The sequence below is a fragment of the Ruegeria sp. CI5 genome, assembly GCF_056536885.1.
This window is the reverse complement of the sequence record NZ_JBQFQN010000001.1, coordinates 307684-331685: the sequence shown is the minus strand read 5'-3', so window position 1 is coordinate 331685 and position 24002 is coordinate 307684. Positions and strand designations below refer to the sequence as shown.

The following is a 24002-nucleotide window of genomic DNA, read 5'->3' as shown; positions in this document are numbered from 1 at the left end:
ATTTTCACAAAAGGTGTTTTTTGAATTAAACTTCACCTCGTTGAAATTGGGAGGTTTTATCATGCGAGCAAAACTGATGGCCGAATTCTTCGGCACGTTCTGGCTGGTTCTCGGCGGTTGTGGCAGCGCGGTGCTGGCTGCCGGAGTTGCCGATGTGGGCATCGGATGGCTGGGCGTGTCGTTCGCCTTCGGCCTGACGGTCCTGACCATGGCCTTTGCGGTCGGACACATATCGGGTGGTCACTTTAACCCCGCGGTCAGCCTGGGGCTGATGATCGGTGGGCGTTTCCCGTCCAAGGATCTGCTGCCCTACTGGGCTGCGCAGGTGCTTGGGGCGATACTGGCCGCAGCCGTTCTGTACGTGATCGTGAGCGGCGCACCCGGCTTCGAAGGCGTTGGTAGTTTTGCCTCGAACGGGTATGGCGAGGCCTCGCCCGAAGGTTATTCGATGATGTCGGCGCTGGTGATCGAGATCGTTTTGACCGCCTTTTTCCTTATCATCATTCTGGGCGCGACGTCCGAAAAGGCTCCGGCCGGGTTTGCGCCCATTGCCATCGGCCTTGGGCTGACGCTGATCCACCTGATTTCGATCCCGGTCACCAATACGTCGGTGAACCCGGCCCGCTCGACCGGGGTGGCGCTGTTTGCCGATGGCCCCGCCTTGGCGCAGCTGTGGCTGTTTTGGGTCGCCCCGCTGATCGGTGGCGCTTTGGGGGCCGCGATCTGGAAGATGATGGCCTCGGACGAATAGAAACCCGTCCTACTAATGCAAACCCCCTCCCGGCCTACGCCGGGAGGTGACTCTGTTATACGGTTGCGTGGGCCACACCCGCGGCAAGAATTCGACCGGTCGGATCAGGGTGGTTGAATTTCCGGAACGAACCGCCAGAATTCGCAGAACTCTGTGAAAGACCTGATCATGATTTCCTGGCCAAAGTTCCGGCGCAACGCTTCCGCAATTCCCGCATCCACCGCCTGGATTGCGATGGCCAGTATTCCGCTGGTTCATTATTTCTGGCCAGACCTCGGCGCGGTCTCTGATCGGGATCAGACTGTTCTGTTCGCTCTGACGATCTTTGCCATTCTGGCCCTATCCGAGATTTTCATCGCCAGAATCCATCGCAAGCCGGGCAGCGGCTTGGTCTACAACCCGGAAAACTTCAAAAACCCGGCGTATCTGGCTGATTTCTGGATCAAACTTATTGGTCTCGCGGCCAGTCTTGCGCTGCTTGCGCTGTTCTACTCCACCGCCGACCTCTACCGGGATGAATGGTATCAACCGTTCTTTTCGCTGTTTGCCGACTACTGGCCTCTGATCCTTGCGGTTGTCCTTTCCGTTGTCACGGCGGTTCATTTCTCGATGCGACATCCGCGCGACGGCATGTGGCATCTGGGACGTGTGGTTTTGTCTTTTGGTCGCCAATCCACCGGAGCCCGCGAGTTGAAATCCTTTCTTCTTGGGCTGGGCGTCAAAGGGTTCTTTCTGCCACTGATGTTCTGCTATCTGGTCTATGACTGGGGCTTTCTGCAGACCCGTTCGCTGTGGGATGCGCAGGACTTTCAGCAGGTCTATGCATATCTCTACCGCTTTGCCTTCTTTCTGGACCTGACGATCGTCACCATTGGCTATGCCACTGCCACCCGGCTTCTGACCTCTCATATCCGCTGGACCGAGACGACGGTGAGCGGATGGCTGGTCTGCGTGATCTGCTATGCCCCGTTCTGGCAACTGCTGTCGCGCAGCTATTTCAACTATGTCGAGGATGGGTTCGCCTGGGGTGTCTGGCTGTGGGACTACCCTGTCCTCTACGGATTGTGGGGCGGCGCCATCCTGTTCTTCCTGGCGGTCTATTGCCTGACCGCCGCACGGATGGGTCTGCGGTTCTCGAACCTGACCTATCGCGGGCTGGCCTGCGACTTTCCCTACAACATCAGCAAGCACCCCTCCTACATCAGCAAGAACATCACCTGGTGGATGATTTCGATCCCGTTCATCGCGGTCGACTTCTGGGCAGGTCTGGCCAACTGTCTGGCCCTGCTGGGCGTGAACCTGATCTATTTCGCACGGGCCTGGCACGAAGAGCGCTGCCTGTCACGCGCGCCGTCCTACCGAGCCTACAAAAAACACGTGAACGAATACGGTCTTCTGGCCCGCATCCGACGCGGCCTGAGCGGCTGGACCCGGAGCGTTGCCAGACAGGTGAATTGATCGCGCGACGCGCGTGTCAGCGCCCTGTCATCCAGATACCGTCGGGCCAGAAGGCGTGGAAGGCAAAGGCGAACATCACATCATGCACGACATCCCGTCCGGCACCATCCGTGACGCGGATTGATCCTATGTCGCGTCCCTTGTCGACGCGCCCGGCGTCCAGAGCCGAGGCTTGCCCCGCCGACCAAACGATGACAACGCCTGCTTCTGACAATCGCCCAGCCGCACGCAATCGCGTCAGAGGCCAGGCCCGCTCTCCGACACGCACCACCCGTTCGAGCGGTTGAATACCATGCGGAGGCAGCGCGCCGTCATACAGGAACGGTCTGCGCGCGCTGTCATAACCGCGATAGGGGTTGCGCCCGTAGTCCCGCGCAAAATTCGGCTCGGCCATTACCAGACCGTCGGGATTGCGCTTGCGGAACTGGTCCCACCCTTCCATCCACGCTGGCAGCGCTGTCAACTGAGCACCGGTCAACTGGCCAACGATCGCCTCGCCGGTGGCTTGCTGCCACCAGGTTTCGGTTTCGCGGTCATACATGATCATGTCCGAATTTCGCAGCTTTCCGGATACGCCAAAACTGAGCACCCGTCCCGGGACACGCCGATCAAACACCAGCCCCGAATTGCACAATGGGCAATATGTAACCGCGACTGGACGGTTGCCGATGCGATCATTCACGATCTCATGCCAGATCAGATATCGCAGCGGATAGGCGCGCGGGCGCGTACCGGGCAGCTCCACCGTGATCACGGCCTCGGTCAGCCCCAACCCGGCTTTCGCTGAAACCGGGACAAACTCGGGCTTGTCGATGGCCGGGATACCGTCTTTCGGCGGTCCGCCGGACCGGACCGCAGACCAGTCACCGATCGAGGTGACCGAAAAATCGGTTTTGGGCCATTCGTCGCGCCACAGGCTCGGGTCCGCGGACACCGCGGTTGCGCAGAACAGCAGAAGGGCAAACAGACAGCTTCGCATGAGGCACCTTTGGATACCTGCCATCGTGCGTCAGGCCGTGCGGTCGGGCCAAGCCCCTTACACAGGGACGTGAAGCGCCGTGCGCGGACAACCCGGCGCGCAGTCCGCGCCGGGTCTAGGGATCATTCGGTGACGGTCACCTTGGTCATGACGTCCGGTTGGCCGACCACCGCGCCGTTCGGGCCTGTGCCGCGTTTGATCGCATCAACAACGTCCATGCCGTCGGTCACCTTGCCCACCACCGTGTACTGGCCATTCAAGGTCGGGGCCGGTTCGAACATGATGAAGAACTGCGAATTTGCGCTGTTTGGATTGCTGGCGCGAGCCATTCCGACGATGCCGCGCTCGTACGGAACTTCGGAAAACTCGGCTGGCAGGTCCGGACGGTTTGAACCGCCGGTACCGGCGCGACGCATGTCGCTGCCCAGTTTACCGTATTCCACGTCCCCGGTCTGTGCCATGAACCCCTCGATCACGCGGTGGAACACCACCCCGTCATACTTGCCTTCGGCGGCCAGAGCGGTGATCTGCTCGACATGCTTGGGAGCGACGTCCTCGAACAGGTCGATCGTGATCGTGCCGTTGGCCTCACCCTCGACTTCGATCTGCAGGCCTGCGGCCAGCGCGGGGCTGGCCAACAAGGTAAAAACGGCGGCCAGCTTATACATCGGCGGCCACCTTGACGCTGATCATGCGGTCGGGGTTCGCAGGCGGCTCACCACGGGTGATGGCATCGACATGCTCCATCCCCTCGATCACGCGGCCATATACGGTGTATTGGCCGTTCAAAAAGTGGTTGTCCTTGAAGTTGATGAAGAACTGCGAGTTGGCCGAGTTCGGGTTGGCCGAACGAGCGGCACCCAAGGTGCCCCGGTCATGCGGCAGCTTGGAAAACTCGGCTGGAAGGTTCGGCAAGGACGAGCCGCCGGTGCCCGCCATGCGGATGTTGAAGCCGTCTTCCATGTCGCCGTGCTGCACGTCGCCGGTCTGGGCCATAAAACCGTCGATCACCCGGTGAAAGGCCACGTTGTCATACTCGCCCGCGCGCGCCAGTTCCTTCATGCGCTCGCTGTGCTGAGGCGCCACGTCCGGCAGCAGCTCGATGACGACGTTGCCGTCCTTCAGCTCGATGATGATGGTGTTTTCGGGATCCTTGATCTCGGCCATGGGGCTCTCTCCTGTGGAAATGATTTGCGCAAATACCTATGCGCCGGACGCGGGAAAGCCAAGTGACGCATTGACCTGAGGGCAAAATGCAGGAAAAGAACCGCTGACGCGTGGTGACAACGGCGAGGATGATACGATGGGCTGGAAAACTCTGGACGACATGGATTTGCAGGGCAAACGCGTTCTTGTGCGCGTGGACATCAACGTCCCGGTTCTGGATGGTGCCGTGACCGATGACACCCGGATCCAGCGGATCGTGCCCACGGTCCGCGACATTCTGGCCGCTGGCGGCAAACCCATCCTTCTGGCCCATTTCGGCCGACCCGGCGGTGAACGTCGGCAGAACCTGTCGCTGAAACAGCTGGTGCCCACGCTGGAAGCCGCCTTTGGAACCAAGGTCCGTTTCGGAGAGGATTGCGTCGGATACGAGGCTGAAATCGCTGCCGCAAACCAGGGCGACGGCGAGGTCTTGCTGCTGGAGAACACCCGTTTTCACGCCGAAGAGACCCAGAACAGCATGACCCTGGCCGAAGGTATGGCCAAGATGGGAGACATCTACTGCAATGACGCCTTCTCGGCGGCTCATCGGGCGCACAGTTCGACCGAGGCACTGGCGCGCCTTCTGCCCTCCTGCGCCGGGCGCCTGATGCAGGCAGAGCTCAGCGCACTCGAAGCCGCTCTGGGCAACCCTCAGCGTCCGGTGACCGCTGTGGTCGGTGGGGCCAAGGTATCAACCAAGCTGGATCTGCTGGGCAACCTGATCGAGAAGGTCGACAACCTGATCATCGGCGGCGGTATGGCCAACACCTTTCTGCTGGCCAAAGGGCTGGACGTTGGCAAATCGTTGGCCGAGCACGCGATGACCGATACTGCAGCCGAAATCATGGCAAAAGCAGACAAGGCAGGCTGCCGGATCGTCCTGCCCAGCGATGTTGTCGTTGCCGAGAAATTCGAAGCACACGCCCCACACAAGGTCGTCCCGGCGAACAAGTGCCCCGCAGATTCGATGATCCTGGACGCCGGGCCGGACAGCGTCGCCGCAATCTGCACCATCTTCGAACAGAGCAAGACTCTGATCTGGAACGGCCCATTGGGGGCATTCGAACTGGAACCCTTCGACGCGGCGACAAATGCCGCTGCATTGAAAGCCGCAGAACTGACGCAGGCGGGCAAACTGGTTTCGGTCGCCGGTGGCGGCGATACGGTTGCAGCCCTCAACGCGTCGGGCGCCGCGCAGGATTTCACCTACATCTCGACCGCCGGCGGTGCGTTCCTGGAATGGATGGAAGGCAAAACCCTGCCCGGTGTGGCAGCGCTGGCCCAATAACCCCATTCTAGTTGGCGATCGGCATTCGTGGTATTCTCTCACAGACCGGGAGACGGGCCATGAAAGCCGTTGCCACGTTTGCTGTTATCCTCCTGCCCAGTGTTTCTGGCGCGCAGTCCCATTGCGCCGGTCAAACTCAGATCGACGCCACTTTCTGTGCCAAAGAGAAATGGGAAATCGCTGATAAAGAACTGAACCGCCTCTGGAAAGAGGTCAAATCAGCGGCGGACAGGCGCGGAAACGGTGAGGCTTTGTTGAACGAACAGCGCGCTTGGTTGAAACGCAGGGACGCAACTTGTGACCCCGAACTCAAAAGCGATGGCAGTGCCGCGCAATTGTTCTATTGGTCTTGCATGGAAGAACAGACCCTGAATCGAAATCAGGAACTGTCCGCTTTGCGTTGAGCGGATACCTACGCGGTCATGGCTCTTCGAGCATCACTTTTTTCGTCGAATTGCAAAAAGTGCGAATCGGGGGATTCACAACCCGAATCACCTGTGACATAGTGCTGACAGATGCCCGCAAAGGGCACGTTTTTGAGGCAGTATTCATACGGCGGTCAACAGAGTGTCCCGTTCCAATCGGCCCGGTCTGGGCGCAGTCGCATTCTTTTCGGTGGCTTTCATGCTGGGTGTCTATTTCACCTTTGCTGCCGTTCAGGGCGACTACGGCCTGTTCCGACGGATCGAGATTTCAGCGGAACGGGACGCTCTGTCACGCGACCTTGCGGCGCTGAACGCCGACATAGCTCGGATGGAAAACCTGACCCGACGCCTTTCAGACACCTACCTGGATCTCGACCTGCTGGATCAGCAGGCCCGAACCGTATTGGGAATGATCCGGGCTGATGAAATCGTCATCCGCTAACTAGCTGTTTGCCCGACCGCCCCGGGTTCCTCTGCAGTTGGCAACTGATACCCGAAAGCGTCGATTTCCCTTCGGAACAGGTCAGCCACCAGGTCCACGGCTTCGCCGTCCCAGTTTTCACCGTAGAAAACATCGAACTGCTTTGATTTCCGAATGCCGGAATTCAAACGCTTGTCGCCGAGGCTGACATCGCCAAGGCCGAAGTCATCCAGCACCTGCGCCAAATCGCTGTCCAGGCTTTCGTATCGCAACACCCGATCAACCGCGATCTCCCCGCCCTCAGAATACAGATGGAAGTCAGAGAAGAACTTCAGGCGAGTCCGGCAAAAGCTCAGGAACAGTGCGCTTGCGTCGTTTATCTGTGTTCCGCGCTGATGCATCCAGAAATAGAACGCTGAGACAGCCTTGTCCCAAGGGTTTCTCTCAACGCAAATGCTGCTGCAGCCCTCCGCAATATCAGACAGATACCGATTGACCACGCCGATCCCATTGTGGGGATACCGAGCCTGCACTTCGCCTTTGGCTCTTTCCCGCAAAAGCTGGACCGACCGGCGGACGATGTATTGCTTCCCCGGACGTTGAAGTTCGGCTTCCTTGCCGAACGGTGTTGCGAAATCTCCGTCCTGCAGTTTCGCGCTCAGTGCAATTTCAATGGATGATCCGGCGGTTTTCTTCGTTTTGATGAAAACCAGCTTCGGCTCTCTGAGGATCATCATGCCAATCTGTCTCCGGCGCCTGTTCAAAATTGCCTGCCAATGGAAGCATACTAACCGTGCATAGGGCGAACCAAAAGGCGAAAACCTGCCGGATATCGGGTAGAAACAGATACCCCCACCCCGTCCAGGACGCTGCGTCACATTTCCGCTCGCCAGAAAGCGCGAAATGCTTTATGAGATAGTTTAACGCTAAACTATCTTGCCGGAAGGGAGAGGTCGCCACGATGGCTGCGCGAAAAACCACAAAGAAACCAAATGTTTCTGCGGAAGAACTCAAAACCTACTACCGCGAGATGCTGTTGATCCGCCGATTCGAGGAAAAGGCAGGTCAACTATACGGCATGGGTCTGATCGGCGGTTTTTGCCACCTTTACATCGGTCAGGAAGCCGTCGTCGTGGGGCTCGAAGCTGCGGCCGAGGATGGCGACAAGCGCATCACCTCCTACCGCGACCACGGCCATATGCTGGCCTGCGGCATGGATCCGGGCGGCGTCATGGCTGAATTGACCGGACGCGAAGGCGGCTTGTCCAAGGGCAAGGGCGGCTCGATGCACATGTTCTCAAAAGAAAAGCATTTCTATGGTGGCCATGGAATCGTCGGCGCACAGGTTCCGCTGGGTGCGGGCCTTGCCTTTGCAGACAAGTACAAAGACAACGGCCGCGTGACCTTTACCTATTTCGGTGACGGCGCAGCGAACCAGGGTCAAGTCTATGAAACCTTCAACATGGCGGCCATTTGGCAATTGCCGGTGGTCTTCGTGATCGAGAACAACCAGTACGCGATGGGCACGGCGCAGTCGCGCTCGACCTCAACCAAGGACATCTATCACCGCGGCGAGGCGTTCGGCATTCCCGGCGAAATTGTCAACGGCATGGACGTTCTGGCAGTGAAAGAGGCCGGTGAAAAGGCCGTGGCGCACTGCCGGGCTGGGAAGGGCCCGTATATCCTCGAGGTCAAGACCTACCGCTATCGCGGCCACTCGATGTCGGACCCCGCCAAGTACCGTACCCGCGAAGAGGTGCAGAAGGTGCGCGAGCAAAGCGACCCGATCGAACACGTGCGCGAGCTGCTGCTGACCGGCAAGCACGCCACCGAGGATGACCTGAAGGCGATCGACAAGGAAATCAAGGAGGTCGTCAACCAGGCCGCCGAGTTCGCCAAGGAAAGCCCCGAGCCGTCGCTGGACGAGCTCTGGACCGACATTTACGCCTGAGAGGACGAATAAGACATGGCAACCGAAATTCTCATGCCCGCCCTTTCGCCGACCATGGAGGAAGGCACACTGGCCAAGTGGCTGGTCAAGGAAGGCGACACCGTAAGCTCTGGCGACATTCTGGCAGAGATCGAAACCGACAAGGCCACGATGGAGTTCGAAGCCGTCGATGAAGGCATCGTCGGCAAAATCCTGATTGCCGAAGGCACCGAAGGCGTGAAGGTCAACACGCCGATCGCGATCCTGGTGGAAGAGGGAGAAGACGCCTCGGCCGTGACCGTGGCTGCCCCCGCAGCCGCAGCGGAGGCCGAAGCCGCCCCGGCGGCGGTTGAGGCCCCCGCTCCTGCCCCTGCTGCACCGGCCGCGCCTACCGTGGACCTGTCGCCGGACTGGCCAGCAGATGCCGAGATGAAATCGATGACTGTCCGTGAGGCTCTGCGCGACGCGATGGCCGAGGAAATGCGCTCGGACGAAGACGTCTACCTGATGGGCGAAGAAGTCGGTGAATACCAAGGCGCCTACAAGGTGAGCCAGGGCCTGCTGGACGAATTCGGCGCAAAACGCGTGATCGACACGCCGATCACCGAGCATGGCTTTACCGGCATTGCCGTGGGTTCCGCCTTTGGCGGCCTGAAGCCGATCGTCGAGTTCATGACTTTCAACTTCGCCATGCAGGCGATCGACCAGATCATCAACTCTGCCGCCAAGACGCTGTATATGTCCGGCGGTCAGATGGGCTGTCCGATCGTGTTCCGCGGCCCCAACGGCGCCGCGGCGCGCGTGGCGGCCCAGCACTCTCAGGACTATGCCGCCTGGTACATGCAGATCCCGGGCCTTAAGGTCGTGATGCCTTATTCGGCAGCCGACGCAAAAGGTCTGCTGAAATCTGCCATCCGCGATCCCAACCCGGTCGTGTTCCTGGAAAACGAAATCCTTTATGGCCGCTCGTTCGACGTGCCGCAGGTGGACGATCTGACCGTGCCGCTGGGCAAGGCCCGCATCTGGCGCGAAGGCACCGATGTGACCATCGTCAGCTTTGGGATCGGTATGCAATACGCATTGGAAGCCGCCGACAAGCTGGCTGAGGATGGCATCAGCGCCGAGGTGATCGACCTGCGCACCATCCGCCCGATGGACACCGGTGCGATCATCAACTCGGTGATGAAAACCAACCGTCTGGTCACCGTCGAGGAAGGCTGGCCGCAAGGTTCCGTCGGCAGCTACATCAGTTCCGTGGTCATGCAGGAAGCGTTCGACTATCTCGACGCGCCCGTCATCACGCTGACCGGCAAGGACGTGCCCATGCCCTATGCGGCGAACCTGGAAAAGCTGGCGCTGATTACCACCGACGAGGTGATCGCCGCCGTCAAACAAGTGACCTATCGGTAAGGAGCGACTGACAGATGCCCACCGAAATTCTGATGCCCGCCCTTTCGCCGACCATGGAGGAAGGCACGCTTGCCAAATGGCTGGTCACGGAAGGCGACACCGTCTCCTCCGGCGACCTGCTGGCCGAGATCGAGACCGACAAGGCCACGATGGAGTTCGAAGCTGTCGACGAAGGCGTCGTCGGCAAGATCCTGGTTCCTGAAGGCACCGAGGGGGTCAAGGTGAACACCCCCATCGCCGTGCTACTGGAAGAAGGCGAAAGCGCCGATGACATCGCCGAAGCCCCGACCAAGGCACCCGAGGCTGCGCCCGCAGCCGACGCGGGCAACGAGGCTGCCGCCCCTGCGGCATCCGAGGCGCCCGCCCCTGCCCCGGCACCGGCGGCCCCGGTCAAAGCCGATGGCGGACGCATCTTTGCCTCGCCGCTGGCCCGTCGCATTGCCGCCCAAAAGGGTCTGGACCTGGCGCAGATCAAGGGCTCGGGCCCGCATGGCCGCATAGTCAAAGCGGATGTCGAAGGCGCAACCGCTCCGGCAGCGGCACCGGCTGCTTCGGCAAGCGCGGCGCCCGCCCCTGCTGCTGCTCCTGCAGGCCCCTCGGCCGACATGGTGGCCCGCATGTACGAAGGCCGCGAGTACGAAGAGGTCAAGCTGGACGGCATGCGCAAGACCATCGCCGCCCGTCTGGCCGAGGCCAAGCAGACCATCCCGCATTTCTACCTGCGCCGCGACATCAAGCTGGACGCGCTACTGAAATTCCGCAGCCAGCTGAACAAGCAGCTGGAAGCCCGTGGCGTGAAGCTGAGCGTCAACGACTTCATCATCAAGGCCGTCGCCAACGCGCTGCAGCAGGTGCCCGAGTGCAACGCCGTCTGGGCGGGCGACCGGGTGCTGCAGCTGAAACCCTCGGACGTGGCCGTGGCCGTCGCGATCGAAGGCGGGCTGTTCACCCCGGTCCTGCAGGACGCCGACACCAAGTCTCTGTCGGCCCTCTCGACCGAGATGAAGGACCTGGCCGCGCGCGCGCGCGAGCGCAAGCTGGCCCCGCATGAGTATCAGGGCGGCACCTTCGCGGTTTCGAACCTGGGCATGTATGGCATCGACAATTTCGACGCCATCGTGAACCCGCCGCATGCGGGCATCCTGGCCGTCGGCACCGGCGCCAAGAAGCCAGTCGTGGGCGAGGATGGGGAGCTGACCGTGGCGACCGTGATGTCGGTTACCATGTCGGTCGATCACCGGGTGATCGACGGCGCGCTGGGGGCACAGCTCCTGCAAGCCATCGTGGACAACCTCGAAAACCCCATGGTCATGCTGGCCTGATCCAAGTCACAAAAATCAAAAAAGCCGCCTCGGACCCCGAGGCGGCTTTTTTCGTACCTGAGAACAGGCTTACTGATCCTTGCCCAGCATGTGATCCATCGAGATCGAGGGCTGGTCGCACCCCGCCTCACCCACGATCTTGGCGGGGATACCCGCTACGGTCTTGCAGGGCGGCACATCCTGCAGCACCACCGAACCGGCGGCAATGCGGCTGCAATGACCCACGCGGATGTTGCCCAGAACCTTGGCCCCGGCCCCGATTAGAACGCCATCCTCGATTTTGGGATGACGATCCTCTTCTTCCTTGCCGGTCCCGCCAAGAGTCACCGAATGCAGCATCGAGACGTTGTCGCCCACGACCGCAGTTTCACCGATCACGATGGAGTGCGCGTGGTCGATCATGATACCCTTGCCGATCTTCGCGGCGGGGTGAATGTCGATCCCGAAGATTTCCGAACTGCGCATCTGGAAGAAATAGGCCAGATCGTGCCGGCCCTTCTGCCAAAGCCAGTGGGCCACGCGATAGGCCTGCATGGCTTGGTAGCCTTTGAAATACAGAATTGGCTGCAGCAGACGGTGGCAGGCCGGGTCGCGCTCGTACACGGCCATCAGGTCCGCGCGGGCGGCATTCATCAGCGCCTTGTCATCGGCATAGGCCTCTTCGACGATTTCACGCAGAACCATCATCGACATCTCGTTCGAGCACAGCTTGGCAGAGATGCGATAGGACAACGCACGTTCCAGAGACTTGTGGTGCAGGATACAGGCATGCACCAGTCCGCCCATCAAAGGCTCTTTTTCGACGGCGGCCTGTGCTTCGGCCGTGATCCGGTCCCAGACGGGGTCAACTGACGTTACTTGGGTGCGCGTTTCAAACATGGCTTTTGATCCTCTGCTGCGCCTAGAATAGCCATCTAGGCCCAAAAAGGCCAAACGCAAACCCTTGATGTGCAACACAACAGAAAATGAACCGGTTCGAACTCAGGGAATTTGAAACACTTATCCTGTCCCGGCTGGAGGAATTGGAACGCAATTCCCTCGCCGGTCAGGACGCTCAATCCGTGGTCGAGCTTGACCAGCAGGCGGTCGGGCGGCTCAGCCGAATGGATGCGCTGCAGAATCAGGCCATGGCCAAGGCGCAACAAACACGACGAGATCTCGAAGCCCGAAGGCTGAGAGCCGCCCTCGACCGGATGGCCGAGGGCGAATTCGGGTATTGCGAGGATTGCGGTGACGACATTCCGCGCAGACGGCTGGACCTGGACCCGGCCGCCAGCAAGTGCGTCAGCTGCGCGGCCGGTTGAGTTGAAACCGGATAAGATGGCGCAGTACCGTCTCGAAACACCGGCAATACTCGGTGTCGCTGAAACTTGGCTCGTCTGCCAGCGGGCGACTGCGTGCCGCTGCCATCAATGCTCCGTTCCCGTAAACAGGATGCAAACGACCCGTCGCGGCCACGTGACGGTCAGCCAACTCGGCCTCGGCGATCATGCGCGCGCACAGCCGCTCACGCTGGGCTTGCGGCACGGTCAGCAAAACCCGCGCCGCAGAACTGACATCGCCGTGCAAAACAGGGCGCATGATCCCTCTACCCCACACTCAGACTCGCGGCCGCGCCCGGCCCGTAGCTGGCCGAAACCTGCGCCACCTCGACCTCGTAGAGGCCCGCGACGCCGTCCGAAGACTGTGCCGCCGCGGAATAGGTCCAACTTGGCGTCGTGGCGATCTCTTCCCGAACAAGGGTGCCACCTGACCGAATGCGGATCAAATAGGTCTCGGACTCCTCGCCCAGCGGCACATCCAGCACGTCCCAATCGTCGCCGTCGATCCGGGTTCGGCGTACCCAGGTGAACAGGTCATCGCCCCCGTGTCTTTCGACCTTCAGATGAACTGGCGCGTAGGGGCGCAGACCGTTTCCATCAAACGCCTCGACCTTATGGACATAGGAATCGTCGTCGTATCCGCGGGTTGCAGGCCCGATCCGGTAGTGCCGGGCAATTCGGCGTTCGGTCCGCAGCAGACTGGTCTGAAGAACCCTCTCGTCAAGCAACACGAACACGGAACCCTCCGGCCAGATTTCGGGCATGACTGCGTCCGTACCCAATTGGCCACGCAGGCGGCCAGACAGGGCATAGACCCCGGGTTCCTGCAAGACGGCATCCGCGAATTGAAACACTTCCCAATTTCCGGGCGTGCCGTCTCCGATCGCCGCCAAGTTGGCGCCGGTCAGAAGCGAGTCACGCGACCGCGACTGCAAGACGCCATCGACAAGGCGCACGCGCAGCGGCGCACCTTCATCCCATACCCCTGCGCTCGCGGACGGCAAGGCGGATTCGGTGAGCCCGATCACAGCCTGACCAGTCACCAGATCGCGCAACGCGTAGCCCTCGTCGCTGTCCGAAGAATAGACGGCGACGCTGCCTTGCCAGGGATCGGCCGTGACGGCCAGATAGGGGGCGTGCGGCTCTTCGGCGCCTGTAATGAGTGGCAGATCCAGAAAAATCGGAAGAACCGGTACTGGGGCCACAAAGGGTTGTGACACAAACCCATCATCCGCCATGTCGGACGGCGAATAGACCCCGGGCTCGATCCGCACGGCATCTGCCAGCTGGATGTCAGCCTGTTCCAACCTGTCTATGCGATACAGCGCACCGGCTCCCCCATTCCAGGATGGAAGTCGAACAATGTCGCCGGCGCCCAGATGCATCTGCGACGGCGGCAGCGCGAAGCGAGCGGTATTGCGCGCGACGCGGGCCTCGGCCAGCCACCGTTCGACCGTCTGCCGTCCTTCGGCGCGAGTCATCGACAGAGGCATTTCGTTCACGGCTACAGAATGGGTCCGATCATCGGGCAGCACGGCCTCCTCCGCGACCACATCGTGGTCCGCATCCGACTGCACGAAGCGTAGACGCACGCGGCCGGCCATTTCGGCCTCGGCACCACGCTCATCCTGTCGGATCGCAGCACATGCAGCTCGACCGGCAGTCCGCCCTCGGCCTGCACCGCCTCGACATAGGCGTTGCCCGACAGCAGCAGCTGCCCGAACAGCGCCTCCAGCAGCTCGGCCTTGCCCTGCGCCGCGTTCGGCCGGCGCATCAGGCGCAGAACCGGGTGGGTCTCGTACCGCTGCGCGTCGTCCTGCAGAACCAGGGGCAGCGCCGCCGCGGCCTCGGCAATCAGCTTGACCGACCGGAACCCCACCAGGTTGCCCGAAAACCCCGTGCGCGTCAGAGAGGCGGTGTCGCGCGGGCTCCAGGCGACTCGCCCGCCGGTCTGCCAGGCCACCACCGGCCCGGCTGCGCTTGCTTTTGCCTCGGGGGCTTTCCCAGCCGATCCAGGACGCAAGAAATCGAATACCATGTCCAGATGCTCCTTTCTGCCGCCGCTCTGCCCGGCTTGTTGAAAGGAGTTATGACGGAAAGATCTTTAAGCCTCGGGAATGGGGCGTACGGCCGTTGTGCAACGGCTGGGGAACATGTGCCCGCAGGATAAACCTCGGCATCCGACAGAAATGCGCTACCCTCTGCATTTGAGCATCACGAGGGACCAGCCATGTATGAAAGCGCAGTGAAAACCGGAGGGATCGCCGTCGTGACCGGCGCCGCCAGCGGAGTCGGTCGCGTCGCGGCACAGCGTTTTGCCCAGGCCGGGCTGGACGTCATACTGGCCGATCTTCCGGGACAGGCGCTGGACGAAACGACGCAAGACCTGAAGGCAGGCTTTGACGCGGCAAACATCACCGCGGTGCCGACGGATGTCACCTCTCAAGCCGACATGGAGAATCTGGCCGACACAGCTTTCGCCGCCGGGCAGGTCGCCGTCTTGATGAACAATGCAGGGATCAGCCTGCCGACGAAAACATGGGAGTCATTCGACAACTGGCGGAAAATTCTCGACGTGAACTTTCTGGGGGTGCTGCGCGGCGTCCAAGCCTTTTTGCCCCGCATGATCGAGGCTGACCGCCCGGCCGTCGTCATCAACACCGGGTCAAAGCAGGGGATAACATCTCCGCCAGGCAACCCCGGCTACAACGTGTCCAAGGCCGCCGTCAAAACGCTGACCGAACAGCTCGCGCACGAGCTGCGCGAGGCCGGCGCACCGATCACCGCGCATCTCTTCGTTCCGGGCTTTACCTATACCGGCATGGTCGCGTCATTCCTGCCCGAAAAACCGGCCGCCGCCTGGACCAGCGAGCAGACCGTCGACTATTTCCTCGACCGCATGGCCCAAGGCGATTTCTACATCCTCTGCCCTGACAACGACGTCGATGCCGTACGCGACCGCCGTCGCGTTCAATGGGCCGCCGAGGACATCATCTACAACCGCCCCGCCCTTTCACGCTGGCATCCCGACTACGCCGAGGCCTTCGCAAAGTTCGAAAAACCCAAGGGCTGATCACAAAACCCGCACCCGCGGCCGCCGGTAGACCGCCGCCGGCCCCACCACCAGCTCATGCAGTCCCCAGACCAACGCATCGACCCGGTCGGGCGAGCCCTGCCCCTCGAATCCGCGCGCCGTCATCTGGCACATCTGCTCCTCCAGCGCCTCCAGCCCGGCCACATGGAACACCCGCCCCTGCTCATAGAGCGCCGCCACCGGCTCGGCCCGTGCCACCTTCCCGCGCGAGGCCCGCACCGCCCGGAACGGGACCAGAGGGTCCACCTGACGCACCACCTCTTCGACCAACTGCCCGCCCTGGTTGACCTCGGCCACCAGCCGCTCGGCCCCGAATTCGTCCATCGCATCAATCGCCGCGCGCGCCCAGCCCGCCGGGCCAACGCCCTGCACCGTCCGGTCGGCCAGCACATAGGAGCGCCAGTCCTCGGGCGGCCCCTGCAGCTGCGCGCCGACCACCACGATCCCGCAGGCATCGGCGCCCGATCCGCCCGTCACCGCCGGGTCCAGCGCCACCACAACACGGTCCAGCTCGGGCACCGCCTTGACCCGCGCCGCATCCAGCATCGAGCCAGTCCACAACGCCCCCTCGGCATCCGACAGCAGCACCCCGTCCAGTTCCTGCCGCCCCAACCGCGTGCCCGCATACCGCACGCGCACCTCGTCCAGGAAGGACTCCGCCAGATTGGCCCGGTTCGCCTCGGTCGGCGCATGGGTCTGCACGGTGGACGGCGATGCCAGCAAGTCCTTCAAAACCTTCACATTGCGCGGCGTGGTGGTCACACAGACCCGAGGCCGCTCCCCCAACCGCAGCGCAAATTGCAGCATATCCCAGGTTTCACCCGCCTTCTTCCACTTGGCCAGCTCATCCACCCAGGCCGCATCGAACTGCGGCCCCCGCAGCCCCTCGGGATCATGCGCCGAAAAGGCCTGCGCCTCGGCCCCGTTGGGCCAGACCAGCTTGCGTTCCGACGCCTTCCACTGCGGCCGCCGGTCAGGCGGAGAGCACTGCATGATCCCGCTGTCGCCAAAGATCATCACGTCCCGCACCTGGTTAAAGGTCTCACCCACCAGCGCCACGCGCCGGGCCTCACCCTCATCAAACGGCTTGGCCCCCTCGACCACGGATCGCACCCACTCTGCCCCGGCCCGCGTCTTGCCCGCGCCACGCCCGCCCAAGATAACCCAAGACCGCCAGTCGCCCTCGGGCGGCAGTTGATGCGGCAGCGCCCAGAACTCGAACAGGAAAGGGAGGGCACATAGCCCTCCCTCCCCGATCTCACTCAGAAACCTGTCCCGCACCGCAGCAGGCGCGGAGGCGAGCCAATCGGCACCCGATCTCAGATCGGGCCCGCTCCAGGTCGAGCGCATAGCCCCCTTGGGCAATTCCCGCTTGTCTGTGACATTGTTCGACAAAGCTTGTCTCCACTTTCTGGCAACTTCGGATCAGCCCCTCTAGCTGCCCGAGTTGTCTGGCTGAACTCGCCAGGTCTGCGTCCTCCCCGGTCTCGATCCGCTTGCGCAGGTCTTCCGCCGCTTGCCGCAAACCGCGAATGGACACCTCCAACGACTGCAACAGCTCGGCCGTCCGGGACATCCGCTCTTCCGGGGTAATCAAAGTCATGTTTGCCTGTGACCTCATGCGTGAGTGATCTCCGCACGAGAGAAATGAAAAACGGCCGCCGGGTCGCCCCGGGGCCGTTGCCCACTTCTTCTAGCATGACACAACTTATACGCGAAATCGGACGCTCAGTCAAGCTCCGACGCAACAACGCGCAACAAGTAACGCACTGCCAGTGTTAACAAAATCCTAATCCAGATCAGGGACCGCAACCAATTCTGTGATCGGCAAGATTTCCGCGACGGAGTAATTTCCGTCGTGCGTTTCAAAAACGGATTGCACACGCAATCTGCATAAACACCAAGAACCGCAAGCATACGAAAAATTTCTGAAGGACAAAAAATGTACCATCCCCTCAGCTATGTCTCGGTAATCTGTCTGGGAGGCCTGATGCTCTTCGGCACAGTGGCGCAGGCTCAGACAGGGCACCGCGGACCTGATCTTGGCAAGATCGCCAGCGAGATTGGCATTCCGCAATCTGCGCTCCAAAGCTGCCTGGGCGATCGTCCCAAGCCCGGCAAGCGCCCCGAGCGCCCTGACGCGGGTATAATTGCTTCGTGCCTGTCCAAGGCCGGGCACCCCTCCACCGCACAGGCAGTCGAAAAGGCGCTGGCTGCCGCCGCACCGACGCCTCGTCGTTGACCATCCATTTGCAACGAACAGGACACCGGCAGCTTTGCCTGCCGGTGTCGGCTTGACATTCGCCTCAGCAGCGCTCATCTACGCCACAGCGCTGCCGCGTGAGCACGCGGACTGAACCGAGGTCCGAGATAGCGCCCAATTTTCCCAGTTCCCATTCACGCAGGGTTCTTGACGCAAAAGCCGGATGTTGCGGGACTCGCCCGCAAATCCTGAGGCTGCGCACACTCCCTGCCGGTCGTGCAATCCGCACGGCCAGCTACTCTTGTTCGCGCACGGCCAATGCCGGCGCGGATTACAAAGGAAGACGACTTGTTCGATTTCGACATGCTCGGCCTCGCGCCGGCACTGAACGACGCGCTCGAGCGCGCAAATTTCACTCAACCCACACCGATCCAGAACCAGGCCATCCCGTTGGCCTTGGAAGGACATGACATTCTGGGCCTTGCACAGACCGGCACCGGCAAGACGCTGGCCTTTGGCCTGCCGCTGATCGACCACCTTCTGGCGCAGCCCGGCAAACCGGCACCCAAAACCGCCAAGGCGCTGATCCTCGCCCCAACCCGCGAACTGGTGAACCAGATCGCTGAAAGCCTCCGCACGCTTACCAAAAAGACGAAACTGCGCGTGGCCACAGTTGTCGGCGGACAGTCGATCAACAAACAGATCATGTTTCTTTCGCGTGGGACCGATATTCTTGTCGCGACCCCCGGTCGTTTGATCGACCTGATGGAACGTGGCGCGGTCGATCTCGGCTCGGTTCGGCACCTAGTTCTGGATGAGGCCGACCAGATGCTGGACCTCGGCTTCATCCACGCTCTGCGCAAAATCGCGCCGCAACTGGGCACTCCGCGCCAGACCATGCTGTTCTCGGCCACCATGCCGAAGCAGATGGAGGAACTCAGCCGCGCCTACCTGACCAACCCGCAACGGGTACAGGTCTCGCCTCCGGGCAAGGCGGCCGACAAGATCACCCAGTCGGTGCATTTCGTTGAAAAGCCGGGAAAACCCGCAAAGCTGCGCGAGATCCTTTCGCGTGATACCGACGCCCTGACGCTTGTGTTCTCCCGGACCAAGCATGGTGCGGAAAAGCTGATGAAAGGGTTGGTGGCCGACGGCTACAACGCAGCATCGATCCATGGCAACAAGAGCCAGGGCCAGCGGGATCGCGCCATCAAGGCCTTCCGCGCCGGCGAGATCACAGTTCTGGTTGCCACCGACGTGGCAGCCCGTGGCATCGACATTCCAGGGGTGGCCTATGTCATCAACTATGACCTGCCGGACGTTCCTGACAACTATGTGCACCGCATTGGCCGCACCGCTCGGGCCGGCCGCGAAGGCGAAGCCATCGCCTTCTGCGCACCGGATGAATTTGATCTGCTGCGTCAGATTCAGAAATTGATGAAGATCGAGATCCCGGTCGCCAGCGGAGCGGCACCCGAAGCCGCGGAGGCCGCCAAGCCCGGCAATCGCCAGCGCAATCGACGCCGTGGCCCGAAACCGCAGGGCACAAATGGCCTCGCCAACCGTCGGCGCCGTCCGCGCCGCAAATCGGCCGCATAAAAAGACTGCGCGCATGTCTCCTTGCGCGCAGTCTTTTTCCAGGATTTTGACTTTTCATTTCTCAGGCGGGTTGTCCGCCTGATTTATGCTGGCCCTGCTCTCGACCAACGAGCGGATCAGTTACCCGAATTGTTCCGCTCGGCTTCGATCTCACGCCATTTGGCAACGTTTCGGTTGTGTTCCTGCAGCGTCTTGGCGAAGGCATGGCCGCCAGTTCCATCTGCGACGAAGAACACGAAGTCGGTTTCGTCTGGAGCCACGGCAGCTTGCAAGCTGGCCAGTCCCGGGTTGGCAATCGGCGTGGGCGGCAAACCGTCTATCAAATAGGTGTTCCAGGGCGTGTTCCGCCGAAGCTCGCTGCGGCGAAGGCCTCGGCCCAGCGTACCCTGACCCTTGGTCACGCCGTAGATCACTGTGGGATCCGTCTGCAGCTTCATGCCTTGCTTCAGGCGGTTCACAAAGACACTGGCAACCTGACCGCGCTCTTCCGGAATGCCTGTCTCCTTCTCGATGATCGAGGCGAGGATCAGCATTTCTTCGGGGCTGGACAGGGGCAACCCGTCTTGACGCGTCTCCCAAACCCGCGCAATCCGCTCTTGCTGCCGGTCCTGCATCTTTTGCAGCAAAGCCGTTCGCTCATCTCCGGGTGAGATTTCGTAGCTGTCCGGGGCCAACATGCCTTCAGGCGGAATTTCCGAGACCTCTCCGGTCAAGGCATCCACCGCCTTCAGCCCCTCAACGACCTGCCAACTGGTGACACCTTCGGCCAAGGACACGCGGTATCGCGTATCGGCTTGGTTCCGCTTTTCCTGATAGACTTCAGGGACTTCGTCCTCACCAACGACAAAAGATGCGACCTCGACGAAATTCAGTGTTGCAGGGTCCAGCTCGCGAACCCGTGTCTGAGTGCGGGTCACACCGATGCGGTACTCGACCTCGGTTCCGCATGTGCTGGCGCCGCTGCGGGTGACTTCGTCGATGATTTCCGCCATCGAAGCGCCTTCGGGGATCAGGAAACTACCCGCTTTCAGCTGCTGCGACTTGTCGGTGTAGTCTGCCGCCATACGGAAGATCGTTGCGCTGCTGATCGCGCCCTGATCCTCCAGGTCACGGCTGACCTTGTTCATGTTCGAACCACCCTTCACCCGAAGGCAAATGGCGGTATCGAGCGGGCCCTCAGCCTTGTACTGCGACTGCCCCCAAAGGATCAGACCGCCAAGAAGAAACATGGCGACCACAAGAAAGGTCAGCGCATTGGATGCCAGAGCCCGCCACATTTACGATGCTTTCCCGAAAATCACGCTGGCATTGGTGCCACCGAAGCCGAATGAATTCGACAGCGCCACGTTGATTTCCCGCTCGCGTTTGGCATTCGGCGCAAGGTCGATCGGCGTTTCCACCGCCGGGTTGTCCAGATTGATCGTCGGCGGGGCGACCTGATCGCGGATCGCAAGGATCGAGAAGATCGCCTCGATCGCGCCCGCGGCCCCCAGCAAGTGCCCGGTGGCCGATTTAGTCGAACTCATCGTCGCCTTGCTGGCATGTTCGCCCAGCAGCCGTTCAACGGCCCCCAGTTCGATCGTGTCGGCCATGGTCGAGGTGCCATGCGCGTTGATATAGTCCAGATCCTTCGGCTCGAGCCCTGCGCTGCGCAGTGCCGCCTTCATCGAGCGTTCCGCCCCGTCGCCATCCTCGGCCGGCGCCGTGATGTGATAGGCATCGCCCGACATCCCATAGCCCAGAACCTCGGCATAGATTTTGGCGCCGCGGGCCACGGCATGCTCGTATTCCTCCAGAACCACGATGCCGGCGCCCTCGCCCATCACGAATCCGTCGCGGTCGACGTCATAGGGGCGGCTGGCGGCCTTGGGGTTGTCGGCATATTTGGTAGACAGCGCCTTGCAGGCGTTGAAACCGGCAATCCCGATCTCGCAGATGCAGCCTTCGCCGCCGCCGGCGATCATCACGTCGGCATCTCCCGACCGGATGATCCGGCTGGCATCGCCGATCGCGTGGGCACCGGTCGAACAGGCGGTCACCACCGAATGGTTCGGGCCCTTGAAGCCAAAGCGGATCGAGACCTGACCCGAGGCCAGGTTGATCAGCGCACCCGGGATGAAGAACGGCGACACGCGGCGCGGACCCTTGTCACGGATCAGGTTGGCGGTTTCCGCGATCGACCCCAGACCACCGATACCCGACCCGATCAGAACGCCGGTGCGCAGACGCTCTTCCTCGTCCTCGGGCAGCCAGTTCGCGTCCTTGCAGGCCATCTCGGCGGCAGCGATCGAATACAGGATGAAATCCTCGATCTTGCGCTGCTCCTTGGGCGGCATCCAGTCATCGGGGTTGAAGGTCCCGTTGGTCCCGTCACCGCGTGGCACCTCGCAAGCATAGGTCGTGGTGACCCCTGCAGCTTCGGCATCGAACAAGGTTATCGGACCGGCACCTGACTCTCCGGCCAGCAGCCGCGACCAGGTTTCCTCGACCCCACTGGCCAGTGGAGTGACCAATCCCAGACCGGTTACAACGACTCTGCGCATGAAATGCCTCTTGCCTGCTTCCTGTTTGAGAAACGCTCATACCCCGGCCCGGGGTCCGGGGGCAAGAGCAACAGCGTATTCCGCACCGGCAGCTTGCCGCCTGCCTCCGCGCTGCACACGGCGCGCGGCCAAAGCAGAACCACACGAGCCGCCCCCGACGACCTGTCGGGGGCGGCTCGGACGGATTAGGCCGCGTTACTGGAACTGTGCCACTGGTTCATGGGCGGTTTTGGCTACCGCCAATGCCTCGGACAGGTCGACCGTCTTGCGGAACAGCGCCCGTCCGACCAACGCACCCGAGATATTGGGAATGTAGGCCAGACGCGAGATGTCGTCGCTGCTGCGCACGACGCCGCTGGCGATCACCGGTGTGCGCGAATGCGCGGCCAGCCCCGAAATCAGGCCCAGCTGCGCCTCGACATCCACCATGTCGCTGTCGATATCGGTGACCAGAATGGCAGCCAGCGGAGCATCGGCAAACGCTTCGATGAAAGCCTCCGGGGTGAACGCACTTTGGGTACGCCAGCCGTCGGTCATCACGTAGCCCTGCCACACGTCCACGGCCAACACGATCTGGTCTGGGTATAGTTTGGCCAACTCTTTGAACAGATGAGGATCACGCGCCGCCAGGGTGCCAATCACGATGCGGCCTGCCCCTTTGTCGATCCAACGCTCGACCTGCTCGCGCGAGCGGAACCCGCCCGCCAGTTGAACAGGCAGCTCGGCGCTGCGGATGATCTGTTCGACCAGCGCAGAGTTCGTGTCCCGCCCCTCGATCGCATCGAAATCGGTCAGGTGCATCCACTCGGCACCTGCGGCGGCCCAGCCTTGGGCCGTTTCCACCGGATCGACATGCCAGATCATTGGTTCGTCCAGACGGCCCTTGTCCAGCGTGACACAGCGGCCGCTCTGCAATTCCATTGTAGGATAAACCCTCATGAGCACACTCCTCCGCTCAATCGTTCCGGATATCCATGATAGCATACTGGTCGCGCGCAGGTTCGCGTTTCTCAGTTTCGGCAAACGACGATCCGTTTGCGGCACCGCAAAAAAATGAAGCGTTTCAGTTCCGGGCCGGAGGGCCGTCGCGTCGAAACAGTTTCACCGGGCTGTCCCGATACTCTGTCTCGCGAAGCAATTTGTATCCAAGCTTGGCCGCCAACTTTTGCGAGGCCTCATGATCCGCGTCAATCATCGACACCAACGGCCCGGGCATGATCCGGTCGAACCAGTCATGCGCGGCCTGCACGGCCTCGTGCCCGTATCCCAAGCCATGCGCCTCGGGCGCCAACACCCAACCGGCCTCGGGGAAGGTATCGAAATCCTCGCCCAGACAGCGGTTGCCATAAAAGAACCCGGCCTGACCTATCAATTTGCGATTCGCCTGCAAGAACACGGCCCATTGCCCGAATCCAGCCATCTGCCAGTGTCCCGCATTGCGCAGGAACGCGTCCCACGCCTCGCCACGGGTACGGGGTTTGCCGCCGATATGGCGCACCACGCAGGGGTCGCGCCAAATCTCCGCGAACCTTTCAAAGTCCTCGGGACGCATTGCGCACATCATCAGGCGCGCGGTGTTGATCATCGGGGCGGATCTTTTCATGCCCTTACCCGGTGTTTTGTTGCCTCATCGCAAACAGTGCAAACCGATTTTCCACGAGGCAAGCGGGAATTCGAGCGGGCAAAAAAAAACGGCGCTTCCGTTGCCCGGAAGCGCCGTTTTCGGTCAAATTCAAAGCGATCAGGAAGCTTCGCTGATGAACTTCACGGCGTCGCCGAAGGTTTGGATGGTCTCGGCTGCATCATCGGGGATCTCGATGCCGAACTCTTCTTCGAAAGCCATGACCAGCTCAACGGTGTCCAGGCTGTCCGCGCCCAGATCGTCGATGAAGGACGCGTTCTCGGTGACTTTGTCCTCTTCAACACCCAGGTGCTCAACAACGATCTTTTTAACGCGATCTGCGACGTCGCTCATGTCTATTCCTCATTCCATTTCAGGGCGGTCTGCCCGGTTCTGCCCTTGCCCGCTCGGGGTGGCCTTGGTTTGCCCG

General features: G+C 61.5%; 24 protein-coding genes and 2 pseudogenes. 12 read left to right on the top strand and 14 right to left on the bottom strand.

Features of this window, described 5'->3' with window-relative positions; genetic code table 11:
* Window positions 1-61: 61 nt before the first annotated feature.
* Both aqpZ and ACR0BA_RS01680 read left to right on the top strand, forming a co-directional pair.
* Window positions 62-751 carry an aquaporin Z gene (aqpZ, locus tag ACR0BA_RS01685; RefSeq protein WP_170338120.1) on the top strand — a complete coding sequence of 230 codons (690 nt, stop codon included), beginning with the start codon at window positions 62-64 and terminating at the stop codon, window positions 749-751.
* Between the two features lie 168 nt (window positions 752-919).
* Window positions 920-2209, top strand: a complete 1290-nt coding sequence (locus ACR0BA_RS01680) for a hypothetical protein (protein ID WP_480726155.1) — start codon at window positions 920-922, stop codon at window positions 2207-2209.
* Window positions 2210-2225: 16 nt separating this feature from the next.
* Here ACR0BA_RS01680 and ACR0BA_RS01675 read toward each other — a convergent pair whose 3' ends face one another.
* The 3 genes from ACR0BA_RS01675 to ACR0BA_RS01665 all read right to left on the bottom strand — a co-directional run bounded on the left by ACR0BA_RS01675 (window position 2226) and on the right by ACR0BA_RS01665 (window position 4355).
* Window positions 2226-3188, bottom strand: a complete 963-nt coding sequence (locus ACR0BA_RS01675) for a DUF3179 domain-containing protein (protein ID WP_480726153.1) — start codon at window positions 3186-3188, stop codon at window positions 2226-2228.
* 122 nt (window positions 3189-3310) lie between these two features.
* On the bottom strand, window positions 3311-3856 hold the full coding sequence (locus ACR0BA_RS01670; protein ID WP_170418314.1) for a peptidylprolyl isomerase: 546 nt from the start codon (window positions 3854-3856) through the stop codon (window positions 3311-3313).
* Entirely contained in the window at window positions 3849-4355 is a 507-nt protein-coding gene (locus tag ACR0BA_RS01665; RefSeq protein WP_093962382.1) for a peptidylprolyl isomerase, read from the bottom strand. Before ACR0BA_RS01665 ends, ACR0BA_RS01670 begins: the two co-directional genes overlap by 8 nt.
* A gap of 136 nt (window positions 4356-4491) precedes the next feature.
* Between ACR0BA_RS01665 and ACR0BA_RS01660 the strand changes: the two genes are divergently transcribed.
* From ACR0BA_RS01660 to ACR0BA_RS01650, 3 genes are all read left to right on the top strand, one after another.
* Window positions 4492-5682, top strand: coding sequence for a phosphoglycerate kinase (locus ACR0BA_RS01660; RefSeq protein WP_480726151.1), 1191 nt, complete (start codon window positions 4492-4494; stop codon window positions 5680-5682).
* 59 nt (window positions 5683-5741) lie between these two features.
* Window positions 5742-6086, top strand: a complete 345-nt coding sequence (locus tag ACR0BA_RS01655; protein ID WP_480726150.1) for a lysozyme inhibitor LprI family protein — start codon at window positions 5742-5744, stop codon at window positions 6084-6086.
* Between the two features lie 163 nt (window positions 6087-6249).
* Complete coding sequence (locus tag ACR0BA_RS01650) at window positions 6250-6549, top strand: FtsB family cell division protein (protein WP_170338112.1); 300 nt, start codon at window positions 6250-6252, stop codon at window positions 6547-6549.
* Here ACR0BA_RS01650 and ACR0BA_RS01645 read toward each other — a convergent pair.
* Complete coding sequence (locus ACR0BA_RS01645; protein ID WP_170372347.1) at window positions 6546-7265, bottom strand: hypothetical protein; 720 nt, start codon at window positions 7263-7265, stop codon at window positions 6546-6548. The genes ACR0BA_RS01650 and ACR0BA_RS01645 overlap by 4 nt on opposite strands.
* Before the next feature lie 224 nt (window positions 7266-7489).
* Here ACR0BA_RS01645 and pdhA point away from each other — a divergent pair, with 224 nt between their 5' ends.
* The 3 genes from pdhA to ACR0BA_RS01630 are packed head-to-tail and all read left to right on the top strand — an operon-like array spanning window position 7490 to window position 11190.
* Window positions 7490-8479 carry a pyruvate dehydrogenase (acetyl-transferring) E1 component subunit alpha gene (pdhA, locus tag ACR0BA_RS01640; RefSeq protein ID WP_093962386.1) on the top strand — a complete coding sequence of 330 codons (990 nt, stop codon included), beginning with the start codon at window positions 7490-7492 and terminating at the stop codon, window positions 8477-8479.
* Between the two features lie 15 nt (window positions 8480-8494).
* Window positions 8495-9868 carry a pyruvate dehydrogenase complex E1 component subunit beta gene (locus ACR0BA_RS01635; RefSeq protein ID WP_480726148.1) on the top strand — a complete coding sequence of 458 codons (1374 nt, stop codon included), beginning with the start codon at window positions 8495-8497 and terminating at the stop codon, window positions 9866-9868.
* 14 nt (window positions 9869-9882) lie between these two features.
* Window positions 9883-11190 carry a pyruvate dehydrogenase complex dihydrolipoamide acetyltransferase gene (locus tag ACR0BA_RS01630; RefSeq protein WP_480726146.1) on the top strand — a complete coding sequence of 436 codons (1308 nt, stop codon included), beginning with the start codon at window positions 9883-9885 and terminating at the stop codon, window positions 11188-11190.
* Window positions 11191-11259: 69 nt separating this feature from the next.
* On the opposite strand, the gene cysE is transcribed toward ACR0BA_RS01630, so the two are convergent.
* Window positions 11260-12069, bottom strand: coding sequence for a serine O-acetyltransferase (cysE, locus tag ACR0BA_RS01625; RefSeq protein ID WP_093962389.1), 810 nt, complete (start codon window positions 12067-12069; stop codon window positions 11260-11262).
* An 86-nt stretch (window positions 12070-12155) separates the two neighbouring features.
* On the opposite strand from cysE, the gene ACR0BA_RS01620 reads away from it, so the two are divergent.
* Complete coding sequence (locus tag ACR0BA_RS01620; protein WP_170370659.1) at window positions 12156-12494, top strand: TraR/DksA family transcriptional regulator; 339 nt, start codon at window positions 12156-12158, stop codon at window positions 12492-12494.
* Here the strand turns inward: ACR0BA_RS01620 and ACR0BA_RS01615 are convergent.
* The 3 genes and pseudogenes from ACR0BA_RS01615 to ACR0BA_RS01605 all read right to left on the bottom strand — a co-directional run.
* The gene (locus tag ACR0BA_RS01615) at window positions 12475-12771 is read right to left on the bottom strand and encodes a DUF7742 family protein (RefSeq protein ID WP_170358782.1); all 297 of its coding nucleotides are present in this window, start codon (window positions 12769-12771) and stop codon (window positions 12475-12477) included. The genes ACR0BA_RS01620 and ACR0BA_RS01615 overlap by 20 nt on opposite strands.
* Before the next feature lie 7 nt (window positions 12772-12778).
* Window positions 12779-14143, bottom strand: a pseudogene (locus tag ACR0BA_RS01610) (phage tail protein); the annotation flags it as partial.
* Window positions 14092-14550, bottom strand: a pseudogene (locus ACR0BA_RS01605) (phage portal protein); the annotation flags it as partial. The pseudogenes ACR0BA_RS01610 and ACR0BA_RS01605, both read right to left, overlap by 52 nt.
* 192 nt (window positions 14551-14742) lie before the next feature.
* On the opposite strand from ACR0BA_RS01605, the gene ACR0BA_RS01600 reads away from it, so the two are divergent.
* Window positions 14743-15585, top strand: a complete 843-nt coding sequence (locus tag ACR0BA_RS01600; RefSeq protein ID WP_170446510.1) for an SDR family NAD(P)-dependent oxidoreductase — start codon at window positions 14743-14745, stop codon at window positions 15583-15585.
* Here the strand turns inward: ACR0BA_RS01600 and ACR0BA_RS01595 are convergent, their stop codons facing one another.
* Window positions 15586-16956: a DNA-packaging protein gene (locus ACR0BA_RS01595; RefSeq protein WP_480727437.1), complete on the bottom strand. Its 1371-nt coding sequence runs from the start codon at window positions 16954-16956 to the stop codon at window positions 15586-15588.
* A gap of 592 nt (window positions 16957-17548) precedes the next feature.
* On the opposite strand from ACR0BA_RS01595, the gene ACR0BA_RS01590 reads away from it, so the two are divergent.
* Both ACR0BA_RS01590 and ACR0BA_RS01585 read left to right on the top strand, forming a co-directional pair.
* Window positions 17549-17848, top strand: coding sequence for a hypothetical protein (locus ACR0BA_RS01590; protein ID WP_170358753.1), 300 nt, complete (start codon window positions 17549-17551; stop codon window positions 17846-17848).
* Window positions 17849-18157: 309 nt separating this feature from the next.
* Window positions 18158-19408, top strand: a complete 1251-nt coding sequence (locus ACR0BA_RS01585; protein ID WP_170358751.1) for a DEAD/DEAH box helicase — start codon at window positions 18158-18160, stop codon at window positions 19406-19408.
* A 116-nt stretch (window positions 19409-19524) separates the two neighbouring features.
* Here ACR0BA_RS01585 and mltG read toward each other — a convergent pair whose 3' ends face one another.
* From mltG to ACR0BA_RS01560, 5 genes are all read right to left on the bottom strand, one after another.
* Window positions 19525-20685 carry an endolytic transglycosylase MltG gene (gene mltG, locus ACR0BA_RS01580; RefSeq protein ID WP_170338572.1) on the bottom strand — a complete coding sequence of 387 codons (1161 nt, stop codon included), beginning with the start codon at window positions 20683-20685 and terminating at the stop codon, window positions 19525-19527.
* A complete protein-coding gene (gene fabF / locus ACR0BA_RS01575) occupies window positions 20686-21951 on the bottom strand; it encodes a beta-ketoacyl-ACP synthase II (RefSeq protein ID WP_170338075.1) in 1266 nt (421 codons plus the stop codon).
* 195 nt (window positions 21952-22146) lie between these two features.
* The gene (locus ACR0BA_RS01570; RefSeq protein WP_170358746.1) at window positions 22147-22890 is read right to left on the bottom strand and encodes a 1-(5-phosphoribosyl)-5-[(5-phosphoribosylamino)methylideneamino]imidazole-4-carboxamide isomerase; all 744 of its coding nucleotides are present in this window, start codon (window positions 22888-22890) and stop codon (window positions 22147-22149) included.
* Window positions 22891-23014: 124 nt separating this feature from the next.
* On the bottom strand, window positions 23015-23554 hold the full coding sequence (locus ACR0BA_RS01565; protein WP_093962408.1) for a GNAT family N-acetyltransferase: 540 nt from the start codon (window positions 23552-23554) through the stop codon (window positions 23015-23017).
* A gap of 138 nt (window positions 23555-23692) precedes the next feature.
* Window positions 23693-23926: an acyl carrier protein gene (locus ACR0BA_RS01560; protein WP_005982462.1), complete on the bottom strand. Its 234-nt coding sequence runs from the start codon at window positions 23924-23926 to the stop codon at window positions 23693-23695.
* Window positions 23927-24002: the final 76 nt, after the last annotated feature.